At 69.8% G+C, this 13224-nt stretch carries 12 protein-coding genes; 4 read left to right on the top strand and 8 right to left on the bottom strand.

Annotated features, from left to right (window positions below; genetic code table 11):
* Positions 1 to 81: 81 nt before the first annotated feature.
* The 4 genes from BLR05_RS06025 to BLR05_RS06010 form a co-directional block, all read right to left on the bottom strand.
* A complete protein-coding gene (locus tag BLR05_RS06025) occupies positions 82 to 1689 on the bottom strand; it encodes a hypothetical protein (RefSeq protein ID WP_092832899.1) in 1608 nt (535 codons plus the stop codon).
* A 126-nt stretch (positions 1690 to 1815) separates the two neighbouring features.
* Positions 1816 to 2931 carry an acyl-CoA dehydrogenase family protein gene (locus BLR05_RS06020; protein WP_092832898.1) on the bottom strand — a complete coding sequence of 372 codons (1116 nt, stop codon included), beginning with the start codon at positions 2929 to 2931 and terminating at the stop codon, positions 1816 to 1818.
* 150 nt (positions 2932 to 3081) lie between these two features.
* Positions 3082 to 4287, bottom strand: a complete 1206-nt coding sequence (locus BLR05_RS06015) for an acyl-CoA dehydrogenase family protein (RefSeq protein ID WP_092832897.1) — start codon at positions 4285 to 4287, stop codon at positions 3082 to 3084.
* A gap of 67 nt (positions 4288 to 4354) precedes the next feature.
* Positions 4355 to 5050, bottom strand: coding sequence for a YceH family protein (locus BLR05_RS06010; protein WP_092832896.1), 696 nt, complete (start codon positions 5048 to 5050; stop codon positions 4355 to 4357).
* Positions 5051 to 5117: 67 nt separating this feature from the next.
* On the opposite strand from BLR05_RS06010, the gene purN reads away from it, so the two are divergent.
* Positions 5118 to 5702 (top strand): phosphoribosylglycinamide formyltransferase, encoded by a 585-nt coding sequence (gene purN / locus BLR05_RS06005; protein ID WP_092832895.1) that lies wholly within the window; start codon positions 5118 to 5120, stop codon positions 5700 to 5702.
* Between the two features lie 15 nt (positions 5703 to 5717).
* Here the strand turns inward: purN and BLR05_RS06000 are convergent, their stop codons facing one another.
* Both BLR05_RS06000 and xopAW read right to left on the bottom strand, forming a co-directional pair.
* On the bottom strand, positions 5718 to 6287 hold the full coding sequence (locus BLR05_RS06000) for a hypothetical protein (protein ID WP_092832894.1): 570 nt from the start codon (positions 6285 to 6287) through the stop codon (positions 5718 to 5720).
* A 229-nt stretch (positions 6288 to 6516) separates the two neighbouring features.
* On the bottom strand, positions 6517 to 7560 hold the full coding sequence (gene xopAW / locus BLR05_RS05995; protein ID WP_092832893.1) for a XopAW family type III secretion system calcium-binding effector: 1044 nt from the start codon (positions 7558 to 7560) through the stop codon (positions 6517 to 6519).
* 293 nt (positions 7561 to 7853) lie between these two features.
* Here xopAW and BLR05_RS05990 point away from each other — a divergent pair, with 293 nt between their 5' ends.
* Positions 7854 to 8585 carry a response regulator gene (locus BLR05_RS05990; RefSeq protein WP_092832892.1) on the top strand — a complete coding sequence of 244 codons (732 nt, stop codon included), beginning with the start codon at positions 7854 to 7856 and terminating at the stop codon, positions 8583 to 8585.
* A gap of 1 nt (position 8586) precedes the next feature.
* A complete protein-coding gene (locus tag BLR05_RS05985) occupies positions 8587 to 9765 on the top strand; it encodes an ATP-binding protein (protein ID WP_092832891.1) in 1179 nt (392 codons plus the stop codon).
* A 29-nt stretch (positions 9766 to 9794) separates the two neighbouring features.
* Here BLR05_RS05985 and BLR05_RS05980 read toward each other — a convergent pair whose 3' ends face one another.
* Together BLR05_RS05980 and BLR05_RS05975 are read right to left on the bottom strand one after the other, a co-directional pair.
* Positions 9795 to 10067: a DUF1653 domain-containing protein gene (locus BLR05_RS05980; protein ID WP_092832940.1), complete on the bottom strand. Its 273-nt coding sequence runs from the start codon at positions 10065 to 10067 to the stop codon at positions 9795 to 9797.
* A gap of 61 nt (positions 10068 to 10128) precedes the next feature.
* Positions 10129 to 11715 (bottom strand): pectate lyase family protein, encoded by a 1587-nt coding sequence (locus tag BLR05_RS05975; protein WP_092832890.1) that lies wholly within the window; start codon positions 11713 to 11715, stop codon positions 10129 to 10131.
* A gap of 124 nt (positions 11716 to 11839) precedes the next feature.
* Between BLR05_RS05975 and BLR05_RS05970 the strand changes: the two genes are divergently transcribed.
* Entirely contained in the window at positions 11840 to 13114 is a 1275-nt protein-coding gene (locus tag BLR05_RS05970; protein WP_092832889.1) for an RsmB/NOP family class I SAM-dependent RNA methyltransferase, read from the top strand.
* Positions 13115 to 13224: the final 110 nt, after the last annotated feature.

Here is a 13224-nt window from a genome sequence, read left to right as displayed (position 1 = left end):
GGATGCCGCAGTGCCCGGCACGGCGGCGTACCACGCCGCGGGGCATGCGCAACCCGGCCCGCGCCGTGGCTGCAGGCCTCGTCAGGAGGCCGGCGTGTTCAGCTCTTCGGTGCTGCAGGGCCGGAAGCCGCCTCCTTCAGCGCGCCGGATGCAGAAACCGCCGCCAAAGACCCGGCGCGGGGACTTGTAGAAAACGATGTGCCCACCGGCATCCACTTCGAACTGGTAGTTGCTGTAGGTGCCCGTTTCCCCGGACCCGTCGCACACGTAAGTTCCGGAAGGGCTGACGAGGCTCCGGCCGGCGAACCGGTAGCTGCCGGTGTAGGTGCAGCCCTGGGTGCCGTCCCCGCCGTTTCGGACCATCTGGAACTGCCCGTCGCGTGCCTGGAACGTGAGCTGCAGGGACGGTGCGCCCCCCAATGTAGAGCCTTCGGCGAACCGGATGCGGTAGGTCTGGTTGAATCGCGCCGTGAGATCCTCGTACTGGAGCCGAACGATGCGCCGGGGCGTGTCACCGGGCAGGGTGACGGTGCCGGTGGTGGTGGAGTCGAAGGTGATGCGCATCGGGCCCAGGTCGGCGGCCTGCTCGCCGCTGCGGGTACCGCCGCCCAGCACAGGTCCGTTGCGGTATTCGTGCAGGTTGCCGGTGAATGCGGTGTCACCCTCGGCCCGGACGCCCCCGGCCTGCAGGAAGAGGGAGGAGCCGTCGGGCCGGTAGCCCACATAGGTCACCACCATGGCCCGTCCCTGCTGCGTGTCGATCTGCAGGCTGCGCCCGGGGCGGCCGTTCACCTCGCCCTCGAAGCCCCAGATGCCGGGCTCCGGTTGCGGCTGAGCATTCCATGCCGTGGCGCAAAGCCCGGGCCAGTCCATGAAAACGGCGCCCCCCATGCAGTAGCCGAGCAGGTCGGTGGACGCGCCGTCGCGCCACAGGGTCCCCCGGAACATGCCATCGGCCTGCATCATGAAATGCTCTGCGCGGTAGGCGCCTGTCTCCTGCGCCCCGTCGCGCGAGGTGCACAGATACGTTCCTTCGGAAGACACGCCCGAGCCTGCAGGCTGAACGTTGCCGGTGTAGGTGCAGGAGCTCAGTCGCTCCGCACTGGTTTCGATCTGCATGGAGAACTGGCCATCCTGCATTTTCACGTCGATCCAATGCGGCGTTCTCCGGCTTTGCGTCACTGCGGCGAACGTGTCGGTGGCGATGGAGTCGCGCGTGAGCCGCACGCCAGGGTCTTCGTACTGGTAGCGCGAAATACGCCGCGGCACGTCGCCCGGCAGCGTGGCGGTGCCCGTGGTGGGCGTGTCGAAGACGATCTTCACGGGGCCCGCGGTGGCTGCGGTTTCGCCCTGGCCGGCGCCGCCGCCGATCACGGGGCCGTTGCGGAACTCGTTCAGCGTGCCGTCGAAGGTGGAAGAGGTGTTGGGCCGGTTGCCGGCGGCCTGCAGGAAGAACGACGAGCCGTCGGCGCGGTACCCCAGGTAGGAGACGGCCATGGTGCGGCCGGCCTGGGTGTCGATGTGCAGGCTGCGGCCCGGGCGGCCATCCAGCTCGCCGTCGAAGCTCCACATGCCGGGCTCGGGCTCGGCCGTCTGGGCCCATGCGGGGGCGGCGCAGGCGGCGATGACGCCACCCAGCAGCAGGGCGGATGCGGACGGGCGGCGGGATGGTGATGGCGTGTGATGCATGGAACTCCCTCGTGACAAGTGACGTGTCGGATGAACCGCGCACTTGACCACAGAGTGCCCGCTGTGCCTACCCCTCCGTCGCGGGGTTCGTGTTACCGCGCGCAGACGGTCGCGTTGCCGCTCCCGTCAGGCGAACACGCCCGCCGTGTCCTGCATGCGCGCCGACACCTCGCCCAGGTGGTGCAGCGTGTCGCCCCAGGTCATCTCCAGCTGCGTGAGCTTCTTGAAGTAGTGGCTGCCGATGTATTCGTCGGTCACGCCGATGCCGCCGTGCAACTGCACGGACTGCTGGCCCACGAAGCGCATCGACTGCCCGAGCTGCACCTTGGCGCGCGACAGGGCACGGCGGCGCTCCCCGGCCGGCGCACCCAGCTTCAGGCTGGCGTAATAGCTCATCGAGCGTGCGAGTTCCAACTGCATCTTCATGTCGGCCACGCGGTGGCGCAGCGCCTGGAAGCTTGCGATCGGCACGCCGAACTGCTTGCGCTGGTTCATGTAGTCCACGGTGAGGGCCACGGTCTGGTCCATCACGCCCACGGCCTCGGCGCACGCCGCGGCGATGCCGATGTCCACCGCGAGCTCGAGTGCCGCCAGCCCGTCTTCCGCGACCAGCGTGGCCGGCGCGTTGTCGAACTGGACCTCCGCCGCGCGGCTGCCGTCCTGCGTCACATAGCCGCGCGTGGCCACGCCCTGCGCGCCGCGCTCGACCAGGAAGAGGGCCATGCGGCCCTGGTGTTGCGCAGGCACCAGGAACGCATCGGCCTGGTCGCCCGCAGGCACCAGGCTCTTGGTGCCCGTCACCGTGGCGCCGTCGCCCGAACCGGTGGCCTGGGCCTCGCACACGTCCAGCCGGTAGCGCGCCTTGCGCTCCTGGTGCGCCAGCACCACCAGCGCCTCGCCGCTCGCGATGCGCGGCAGCCACGCAGCCTGCACGGCCTCCGGCGCGCACTGCGCCAGCACCCCGCTGGCCACGAAAGTCTGCGCCAGCGGCTCCAGCACGATGCCGCGCCCCAGCTCCTCCATGGCCACCATCGCATCCACCGCACCCTGGCCCAGCCCGTCGTACGCCTCCGGCACCGTCAGCGCCGCCAGGCCCAGCTCCGCCAGTTCGCCATACGCCGCACGGTCGAACCCGCCCGCCGCCACGATGCCGCGGCGCCGCTCGAACGCATAGCCCTTGTCCACCCAGCGCCGCACCGCATCGCGCAACGATTGCTGGTCTTCAGAAAAATCGAAATCCATGGTTGTCTCCAAAAGCGGTTCAGAGCAGGGCGCTTGCACGCCCCCTTCAAAGATCAGCGAAGCTCATGCTGGAACCCCCTCCCGGAGGGGGCCCGGGGGAGCCGTGCGTTACCGCGCCAGCGAAACATCGTCGCCCCCCCGGAAGCAAAATCAGCCCAGCACCGTCTGAGCGACGATGTTTCGCTGGACTTCGTTGCTCCCTCCATAAATCGTGGTCTTGCGCAGGTTGAAGTACGTCGATGCCAGTGGCGCATTCGCCACTGTGCCGACCGGGAATCCCCCCAGCGCGCCCATCGCCGCATCGCCCTGCCAGCCCGCTTCCATGGCCTCCTCGATGAAGGGCAGGGCGTAGGGGCCGGCAGCCAGCATCATCAGTTCGGCATAGCGCTGCTGGATTTCGCTGCCGCGGATCTTGAGCAGGCCGGCAATGTCCAGCGAGTTCCTGCCCGACTTCTCGGCAGACAGCACGCGCAGCACCAGCATCTCCAGCGCCACGATGTCCACCTCCAGCAGCGCGATCTGGTCGCGGAAGCGCAGGTCGTCCCACACGCCCTCGGTTTTGGCGATGCGCTTGAGGCGTTCCAGCTCGCGCTTGCTGCGGTTCACGTCGGCGATGTTGGTGCGTTCGTGGCTGAGCAGGTGCTTGGCGTAGGTCCAGCCCTTGTTCTCCTCGCCGATCAGGTTCTCGGCGGGTACCTCGACGTTGTCGAAAAAGACTTCGTTCACCTCGCACTCGCCGTCCAGCAGCTTGATCGGCCGCACCGTGACGCCGGGCGACTTCATGTCCAGCAGCAGGAAGCTGATGCCGGTCTGTGGCTTGCCTTCCGTGCTGGTGCGCACGAGGTTGAACATCCAGTCGCCGTACTGGCCCAGCGTGGTCCAGGTCTTCTGGCCGTTGACGATGTACTTGTCGCCGCGGCGCTCGGCGCGGGTCTTGAGGCTGGCCAGGTCCGAGCCCGATCCCGGCTCGCTGTAGCCCTGGCTCCACCAGACCTCGCCGCTCGCGATGCCGGGCAGGAAGCGCTGCTGCTGCTGGGGCGAGCCGAACGCCATGATGACCGGCGCCACCATCACCGGGCCGAACGGCACTATGCGTGGCGCGCCGGCCAGCGCACACTCTTCCTCGAACAGGTGCTTCTGCACGGCCGTCCAGCCGGGGCCTCCGAACTGCCTGGGCCAGCCGAAGCCCAGCCAGCCCTTCTTGCCGAGGATCTTGGCCCAGCCCTGCAGGTCGTCGCGCGTCAGGCGCAGCGCGTTGTGCACCTTGTGCGCGGTCTCGGCCGGCAGGTGCTCGCGGACCCACGCGCGAATCTCTTCGCGGAAGGCCTGTTCTTCGGGGGTGAATGCAAGGTCCATGCGTTGTCTCCGTGTGGACGCCGACGTGGCCGGCGCGATACCGCAATTTGTAGCACGGTCGTGCTTTTTATGGCTGTCCGGGGAGCGACACCCCGAGCTGGTCGCACAGGGCCGCCAGCGATCCGCGCAGCGCCGCCACCTCGGCCTCCAGGGCCGCGACCCGCTCGGCCAGCGCCGGATCGGCCGCCCGCGGGGAGGCGGGGGCCGCGGCCTGGGCCGCCTGGGCGGCCATGTCGGCTGCGCTCAAGGGTCCGCATAGCAGGTGCGTCCAGCGCGATTCGCGGGCGCCCGGCGCACGCGGCAGCAGGGCCACCAGCGGGCCGCCTTTTTCCTCGCTGCGCGACTGCAGCTCGTCCAGAAACGCCTCGACCGAGGAGATATCGGCAAAACGGTGCCAGCGCTCGGCGTTGATGCGCAATTCGCCCGCGGTCTGCGGCCCGCGCAGCATCAGCAGACCCAGCAGGGCCGCGGACTGGTCGGGAACGCCCACCGCGCGCGTGAAGTTGTGCTCCCAGCGGGTGGCGCGCTGGCCGCCGATCTCCATCGCCATCGCGCGGCGGCGCAGGCTGTCCAGCGCTTCCTGCACTTCGGCGTCGGTGAGCGCCGTCACCGGGTCGCGGCTCGACTTCTGGTTGCAGCCCGTCACCACGGCGTTCAGGGTCAATGGATAGCTGTCGGGCACCGTGCGGGCCTTTTCCATCAGGGTGCCGAGCACGCGGGCTTCGGCGGCGGTCAGGGGCTGGAGGCGGGGATCGAAGGGCATGGAAAGAGGACGGATGGCGCCGTGGCACGCAAGGAGGAGGAACGGACGCGGCGATAATCCGCGCCCCATGAAGAACATCGTGATTTTGATCTCGGGCGGGGGCTCCAACATGGCAGCCATCGTGCGGACGGCCCGGATGCAGGACTGGGCAGGCCGCCATGGCGTGCGGGTGGCTGCCGTGCTGAGCAACAAGGCCGATGCGCCCGGCCTCGCCTGGGCGCGGGAGCAGGGCATCGCCACGGACGCCGTGGACCACCGGGCCCAGGCCTCGCGCGAGTCCTTCGACGAGATGCTCGCGCAGCGGATCGACGCGCACGATCCCGCGCTGGTGGTGCTGGCCGGCTTCATGCGCATCCTGACCCCCGGCTTCGTGGCGCACTATGCAGGGCGGCTGGTCAACATCCACCCTTCGCTGCTGCCGGCCTTTCCCGGCCTGCATACCCACCAGCGCGCCATCGACGCGGGCTGCAAGGTGGCCGGGGCGTCCGTGCACCTCGTCACCCCCGAACTGGACGCAGGGCCCATCCTGGCCCAGGGCGTCGTGCCGGTGCTGCCGGGCGATACGGCCGAGCGCCTGGCCGGGCGGGTGCTGGCCCAGGAGCATGCGATCTACGCGCCGGCCGTGCTGCAGCTGCTGCTGGATCGCCGGTAAAGGGGCCAGCGCCGTTCACAGCGGCGAGACGATCTTTCCGGGACTGCTGCCTTCCAGCAGGTCCCTGGCGAGCTGGGCCTGGTAGGAATCCACCGGGTGAACCACCACGGCCCAGTGCCCTGCCCGCAGAGCGGAGCGTACCTGGCTGATGAGCCGCACATGGTCCGGGCGCAGCAGCGATGCCAGCCCGCCGAACAGCAGGCCGAGGACGGTGGAGACGCCCACGATTGCGATGAATGCCGTCAGCGGGCTGGCAGCCACCATTGGCTGGCCGGAGCGCATCAGCCACTCATATAAAAGCAGCCCTGCCACTGCGCCGGCCAGGCCGGCCCCGAGATGCGAGCGGATCAGCGTGCGGAAAATGCCGGACTGTCCGGACTGTCCGGGCTCCGGCCTGCGGCCGAACAGATCGCGCCGCGAAGCCCGCGCATCCTGCGGCCCCAGCAGCCGGATCTGTCCCGGCCGCATGTCCGGCAGCCGCAGCAGCCGGCCGACCAGGGCCTCGGCGGGGGGCTTGTCGCCGAAGATCCCGGTCACTTTGGCCAGCGATCTCTCGCCGAACATGCCTTGCAGAAGATGGTCCATGGTGAAGTTCCTCGTATCCAGGCGCCGTGTGGCGCACCATGGGGGCAACCTTATGCAGGCGGCGGCAAGGGGGCTGTAGGACGGGTGCGGCGGCCCTCGACAGGACTGCGCCGCGGCCGCACGCAGGCAGCTTTCCGGCAGCATCGCAGGGGGCCGGCCTCCGCAGCTCGTCCAGTGACGGGCTTCGCAGCACTGCGGAGGTACGGCGATCGCATGTGCCTCGCCGGCCTCAGGCGGTGGCGCTCACGGCGCTGGAGCGGCCACTGCCGGCCCAGTCCGCGGCGGCGGCTTCATACCGCTGCCGCGCCATGTCTGCCAGCCGGGCGAGGTCCAGCCGCCGGCCGTCCCCGGTCGCTGCATTCGACGTCGTGCCGGAGCTGCCGCTGGCGTCCGCGGTAGAAGAGGCTGCGGCATATTGGCCCGCGAGCTGCGTGATGAAGCTCTGCGCCTCGCTGTTGCTCAGCGTCTTGTCGCCATCGGTATCGATCGCATTGAACAGCGCGGTGACCGCATCCTTGCCGCTGGCCGCGCCTGCTGCCCGCTCCGCCGCGGAGACCGTACCGTCTTCGTTGGTGTCCAGCGGGTCGTAGGTGGTGCTGTCCGAAGTGGCCGAGGTGGACCCAGCGCCTGCCGGGCCACCAGGTCCGCCCGGCCCGCCAGCGCCCCCGGGCGGTGGCGGCATGCCGCCCGCGACCCGCGAATCACGCTGGTCCGACGGCCGGCCGGCATCGAATTCCGCCTCGGACAGCTGGCCATCGCCGTCGCTATCGAGCTTCTTGAACAGCTCGGTGCTTTCCGCGTCCGTGGCGGAGGTGCTGCCGTCGGACGCCCCGGACATTTTCGCCACCAGCGACTGCAGTTCGGCCTGGCTGACGCTGCCGTCGCCGTCCGCATCCACCTTGCCGAACAGGTCGTCGCCCGCCTGGCCCGGGCTCGCACCCGCGCCGCGCGTCTGCGCGAAGTCCATGGTGGAGCGCTGCGGCATCAGGCTCTCCAGGGTCTTGCCCAGTTCCTGCGCATTCAGGTTGCCGTCGCCGTCGCTGTCATAACGGGACACGAGTTCGCCTGCGTCGGCCGCGGTGCCATCGGCCCCGCCTTTCTTCGCCACCTTGTCGAGCAATCCCTGCAATTCCGTGCCGCTCACGCTGCCGTTGCCGTCGCTGTCGAGCTTCGACAGCATGTCCTCGGGCGACGGTCCCCGGCGCTGCTGGGTCCGCTGCATGGCTGCCGCGGAGGACCACGCGCTGCCGCCGACACTGCTGATGGTCGTCATCGTCGTTCCTTCCTTTCTTCCTGGGTGGATGGGAGACCCCGGCAGCCCGCGCACCTCCGCCAGGGAGGTCGCGTGGGCCGCGGTGCCGGGCGCTTCTCAGGCCTGTCCAGGATTCTTGGCGTCGCCGGTAACGGCGTTTTGTCCCGTTTGTACCGGCATTGGTACATGGGGCGGGCGCAAGGCCCGAACAGCGGGGTGAAACCCGGCCTGTTCGCAGCCTGGGGCCGGGCGCGCGCTGCCTACACTCGGCGCAAGACCGGCAGCCTCCCCATCCAGCTTCCCGCCCCCGCGCCATGCAACACATCCTGGTGGTCGATGACGACGACGACATCACCGCGCTGCTGACCCAATACCTCGGCCGTTTCGGCTACACGGCCCATGCTGCGGGCGACGCAGCGGCCATGCGCGCCCGCATGTCCGCGCAGTCCATCGATCTCGTGGTGCTGGACCTGATGCTGCCCGGCACGGACGGAATGGCCCTGGCGCGCGAACTGCGTGCCAGGTCCGGCGTGCCCATCATCATGCTCACGGCCCGCGCCGACGCCTACGACCGCGTACTGGGGCTGGAACTGGGCGCCGACGACTACATGACGAAGCCTTTCGAGCCCCGCGAGCTTGTGGCGCGCATCCACAGCGTGCTGCGCCGCACGGCGCCTGCCTTGCGAGAGTCCGGCGGCGTGCCGCCGGTGGCCGAGGTCGTGCGCTTCGATGGCTGGTCGCTGCACAGCGTGGAGCGCCACTTGGTGTCGCCCGCAGGCGTGACCGTGCCGCTGTCCAATGCCGAATACCGCCTGCTGTGCACCTTCCTGCGCATGCCGCGGCGCGTATGCAGCCGCGACCAGTTGATGGAGCACGCGCGGGGACGTGCCATGGAATCCTTCGAGCGCAGCATCGACCTGCTGGTCTCCCGGCTGAGGAGCAAGCTGTCCGACGATCCACGCGCACCGGCGCTGATCAAGACCGTGCGCGGCTCCGGCTACCTGTTCGACATCCGGACCGTGCAGGGCCTGGCGGCCCGGGCCTGACATGCCCGCCGCAACACAGGATGCGTCAGCGGCACCGGTGCCCCCGCCCCCGGGGCCTGCAGGCTGGCGCTTCGCCGCCCGCTGCCTGCCCGACACTTTGTTCGGCCGGCTGGCACTGCTGCTCTTCGTGGCGGTACTGGCCAGCCATGTGCTGGCGCTGACGCTGATGTTCGAGTTGCGGCCAGGATCGGGCCCGGGTCTCCGCCACGGGCCGCCGGCGGCGGCGGACTGGCCGGGCGGGGGGCAGGGTGGATCGGAGCCACCGCTTCCGCCCCAGGCCCGGCATCCCCCGGGGTGGTGGCATCCGGGACTGCTGCTGGATATCGGCGTCCGCCTGGCTGCCCTGATGCTCGCGGCCTGGTGGGGCGCGCGCTGGCTGGCGCGTCCGCTGCGCCGGCTCGCCACGGCGGCGCGGCAGCTCGGCGCGGACATCCATCGCCCGCCGCTGCCTGAAGACGGCACGGCCGAATGCCGGGAAGCCAGCCGGGTGTTCAACCAGATGCAGGCGCGCATCCGCCGCCAGCTGGATGAGCGTGACCGTTTCGTCGCGGCCGTCTCGCACGACCTGCGCACGCCCCTGACGCGCCTGCGCCTGCGGGCCGAGTCGCTCGGGCAGGACGCCGAGCGCACCGCGTTCGCGCGCGACATCGCCGAGATGGACGCCATGATCGCAGCCACGCTCGACCACCTGCGTGGCGTGGCGGGCGCGGAACCGCTGGCGTTGCTGGACGTGCAGGCCCTCCTCGAGAGCCTCGTGGACGACGAGCAGGCCTGCGGCCACGAGGTGCACTGCTCCGGCATTGCCCGCCCGCTGCCCGCCCGCGCCGGCGCGCTCAGGCGTTGCCTGGACAACCTCGTGGGCAACGCGGTGCGCTACGGCGGCAGCGCGGAGGTCGCACTGGAAGACGCACCCGATGCATTGCGCATCCATGTGCGGGACCACGGGCCCGGCCTGCCGCCGGACGAGCTGGGCAGGGTGGTCCAGCCCTTCTATCGCGTCGAGACCTCGCGCAACCGGCATTCCGGGGGAGCCGGCCTGGGCCTGTCGATCGCCAGCGACATCGTGCAGCGTCATGGGGGCAGCCTGTTGCTGTCCAATGCCGCCGGCGGAGGTCTGCGGGCGACCGTGGTCCTGCCGCGCCCGGACGACCCTGGCGCCCCCGGACACGTGCCGGCCTGACGCGCTGCTGCAGGCGGTGCCCGCGCGGTTCAGCCCGCCGGGGACCCCGCGTCCCCGACGCGCTCGAACCGGGGGCGGGGCTGTCCGTCGATCTGCACCGTCTCTGCGAACATGGCCGCGGGCCGCACCCACAGTCCGCGGTCGCCGTAAAGCGCTCGGTACACCGTCATCGGCTCCAGCGTCTCGCTGTGCCGCGCGGTGCCGATCACCTCGTAGAGCATGCCTTTGTAATGCCGGTAGAGCCCTGGAAGGGTGGACTGCAGGGGCGGCAGTTCGCCGTCGGGATGGGAAGGGCTATGCATCATGGCCGGATTGTGCGCCGGGCCATTGCGCACCAGGGGGCGCGCCTGTCCATCGCCTGGGTCAGCGCTGCGACGCCGGGCCTTCGAGCTTGCCTGCACCTGCACAGGCGGTGACGCGGGCCGGCAGATCCGCCGTGCCGTCGAGTTCATAGTGGTAGAAGTCCGATGGCTTCCATGCGGAGGCGGTCACCAGGGCCGATGACCCGCGCACGGTGGCCGTGAGGTCCACAGTCTGCCCGTTGAGCACCGTGCCACTGTCGTGGAAGGTGGAGGCGCATTCGCCGGAGGAGAACAGCCCGGTGCAGCCCTGCATCCGTGCCTCCGAGATCCGGGCGTTGGCCACGTCGGCCGGCCGCGCAGGCCGGTCCGCTCCGGCGAGCGACACCACGTTGTTCTCCGCGTGCACCTTGCCGCTCTGGCCCAGCGTGATGCCGGCGAGCCAGGGATACTCGGCGGGGGTGTCCCGCGTGTTCTCGTAGTAGTTGTTGTAGAAGTGCACCATCCCGTAGCGGACCCGGGCCTGGCGCTGGCGCAGGTTCTGGAAATGGTTGCCGCTGAACGTGACCTTCAGCATGCGCGGGTTGCCGCTGTCCGCCCCGGGCGTGTCGGTTCCACCGATCAGGAACGCCTTTTCGTGGTCGTGGAAATGGTTGTTCGACAAAGTGACGTAGTTGCCGTGCCGGGTCACGTCCACGAGGCCATCGTGGTGCTGCACCTTGAAATCGCTGCCGCGGTAGTCCGTGCCGTGCACTGTCTCCTGCCACACGGAAGGGAAGGCGTGGTCGTGGCGGTCGCCGTCGCTGAAGGTGTTGTGGTCGATCCACACGTGGGTGGCATGGGCCACGGAAACGAGGTCGTACTCCGAGTTCCACCGGCCGTCGGACGAGTCCGTCGGGTCCCACTGGGGAAAGTCGTCGAATGCGTCCTCGAAGGCGATGTTGCGGATCACGATGTTGGCGACCGGCGCCTCCGGCGTACCCAGCAGGAGATTGCCGTGCAGGATCCTCGCGTCCGTGCCGATGCCCAGCAGCGATGTGTTGTCCGGCACGCTGATCGCAACGACGCGCCTTTGCAGGTCCGCCGCGCAGGCGCGCGCGTCCTCCGGCCTGCCGCTCACGGGGCGCGTGTTGCCCCAGATGCCCGGGCGGTAAGCCGCGAGGTAGTCCGACCAGAGGCCGGCCTGGGACGTATAGCCGTGCACTGTCGATGCGCAGGAGCCCGCCACGTAGCGGTCCGGCGTGTAGGGGCGCAACCGGCCGTCCACGTTCAGGTCGATGGTGCCCCGGATGCGGATGATCTTGGGCGCCTTGTCCGGCGTTCCCTGCACCCAGCCGTCCGGGGCGATCACGGCGGTGTTGCCGTAGAGGGCCTGGATGAGCTCGTTGCGGTTCGCCACCGTGTAGGTCCTTTCCGCCGCGGCACCCTGTCCCCCGGTCGTCGGTGTGCCGTAGGAGGCCCAGCCTGTCGCGCCCAGCGAATCGATGCTGCCCGCGGGCGCCGTCGCGGCCTGGGCTGCCGCACCCTCGCCGCCGCAGGCGCAGGCCATCACTGTCGCCGCCGCGGCAGCGGCTGCCAGGCGCAGCGCGCGGAGTGCCGGAGGCAGCAGGGCCGTGCCGGGGCGTCGTGTTCGGATCGGTGCATGGAACATAGGCCGGCCAATCTAATCCCGCCGAAGCCCGATGCACGGGCAAAACGCATAGGGATTTCTTCTGCAGCGCATTGCATTCCGTAACACCAGCGTTCCCGGCGCACATGGATGGGACAATCGGCCCATGCACCCGAAAGCCCTTCTGGATGCCTGCGCGGAACTCGTCAGGCTCACCCTCCAATTCGAACATCCCGCCGACGCCATCGTGTCCCGCTATTTCCGGGACCACCGCTCGCTCGGCCCGCGCGAGCGGGCCACGCTGGCCGAAACCGCCTACACCGTGCTGCGCAAGAAGCTGCTGTTCGAGCAACTCGCGCGCTCCGGCTCGGGCCCGCGCGAGCGGCGCCTCGCCATCCTGGGCTTCCATGGCCCGCGCGACTTCCTCAAGAGCGCGCTGACCGATGCAGAGAAGGTCTGGCTCGACCAGTGCGATGCCGTGCCTGCGTCCGACCTGCTGGAGCCCCACCGCCACAATCTGCCCGAATGGCTCGTGCAGCCGCTCAGGCGGCAGGTGGGCGACGGCTTCTGGGCCCTGGCAGAGAGCCTGGCCCAGCCCGCACCCCTCGACCTGCGCGTCAACGACCTGAATGCCAGGCGCGCCGACGTGCAGAAGGAACTTGCCAAGGCCGGCATTCCCGCCTTGCCCACGCCCTGCTCGCCCTGGGGCCTGCGCGTGGACGGCAAGCCACCGCTCACCAAACTGGACGCCTTCGTGCGCGGCGCCATCGAGGTGCAGGACGAGGGCTCGCAGCTCCTCGCGCTGCTGCTGCAGCCCCGTCGCGGCGAGATGGTGGTGGATTTCTGCGCGGGCGCGGGCGGCAAGACGCTCGCCATCGGTGCGGCCATGCGCAGCACCGGGCGTCTCTACGCGTTCGACGTGTCCGCCCACCGGCTCGACGCGCTCAAGCCGCGGCTGGCCCGCAGCGGCCTCTCCAACGTGCACCCCGCCGCGATCGCGCACGAGCGCGACGAGCGCATCAAGCGCCTGGCCGGCAAGATCGACCGCGTGCTGGTGGACGCGCCGTGCTCCGGCCTGGGTACCCTGCGCCGCAATCCGGATTTGAAGTGGCGGCAGTCGCCCCAGACCGTGCAGGAACTGGTGGCCAAGCAGACCGCCATCCTGCAGAGTGCCGCGCGCCTGCTCAAGCCGGGCGGACGCCTGGTGTATGCCACCTGCAGCATCCTGCCCGAGGAAAACGAGGGTATCGCGGAAGCCTTCAGCGCGGCACATGCCGATTTCGTGGCGGAAGACGTGGGCGCACTGCTCGCGCAGCTCAAGGTCGAGGGCGCGGCGGGACTGTGCAGCGGGGGCGCCAGCGGCACTGGCTATCTGCGCCTGTGGCCCCATCTGCACCAGACCGACGGGTTCTTCGCCGCGGTATGGACCAGAAAAGGCTGATTTTTACCGGCTGATCCACCGATGAAGACACCGTGCGCTGCGCGGTCTTGTGCAACTTCCCGGGCGTATCGGCTTCTAAAATCCCTGAACTGCCCGCGATCGGGCAGCTC

The organism is Paracidovorax cattleyae, assembly GCF_900104515.1.
Lineage (GTDB): Bacteria > Pseudomonadota > Gammaproteobacteria > Burkholderiales > Burkholderiaceae_C > Paracidovorax > Paracidovorax cattleyae.
Note: the sequence above shows the minus strand (reverse complement) of the source record. Positions and strands in the feature narration are given on the sequence as shown.

What these genes read in the sequence shown, in the direction of transcription:
- BLR05_RS06025 (WP_092832899.1), bottom strand. Translation starts at nt 1,689, where the DNA reads ATGCATCACACGCCATCACCATCCCGCCGCCCGTCCGCATCCGCCCTG.
- BLR05_RS06020 (WP_092832898.1), bottom strand. Translation starts at nt 2,931, where the DNA reads ATGGATTTCGATTTTTCTGAAGACCAGCAATCGTTGCGCGATGCGGTG.
- BLR05_RS06015 (WP_092832897.1), bottom strand. Translation starts at nt 4,287, where the DNA reads ATGGACCTTGCATTCACCCCCGAAGAACAGGCCTTCCGCGAAGAGATT.
- BLR05_RS06010 (WP_092832896.1), bottom strand. Translation starts at nt 5,050, where the DNA reads ATGCCCTTCGATCCCCGCCTCCAGCCCCTGACCGCCGCCGAAGCCCGC.
- purN (WP_092832895.1), top strand. Translation starts at nt 5,118, where the DNA reads ATGAAGAACATCGTGATTTTGATCTCGGGCGGGGGCTCCAACATGGCA.
- BLR05_RS06000 (WP_092832894.1), bottom strand. Translation starts at nt 6,287, where the DNA reads ATGGACCATCTTCTGCAAGGCATGTTCGGCGAGAGATCGCTGGCCAAA.
- xopAW (WP_092832893.1), bottom strand. Translation starts at nt 7,560, where the DNA reads ATGACGACCATCAGCAGTGTCGGCGGCAGCGCGTGGTCCTCCGCGGCA.
- BLR05_RS05990 (WP_092832892.1), top strand. Translation starts at nt 7,854, where the DNA reads ATGCAACACATCCTGGTGGTCGATGACGACGACGACATCACCGCGCTG.
- BLR05_RS05985 (WP_092832891.1), top strand. Translation starts at nt 8,587, where the DNA reads ATGCCCGCCGCAACACAGGATGCGTCAGCGGCACCGGTGCCCCCGCCC.
- BLR05_RS05980 (WP_092832940.1), bottom strand. Translation starts at nt 10,067, where the DNA reads ATGCATAGCCCTTCCCATCCCGACGGCGAACTGCCGCCCCTGCAGTCC.
- BLR05_RS05975 (WP_092832890.1), bottom strand. Translation starts at nt 11,715, where the DNA reads ATGTTCCATGCACCGATCCGAACACGACGCCCCGGCACGGCCCTGCTG.
- BLR05_RS05970 (WP_092832889.1), top strand. Translation starts at nt 11,840, where the DNA reads ATGCACCCGAAAGCCCTTCTGGATGCCTGCGCGGAACTCGTCAGGCTC.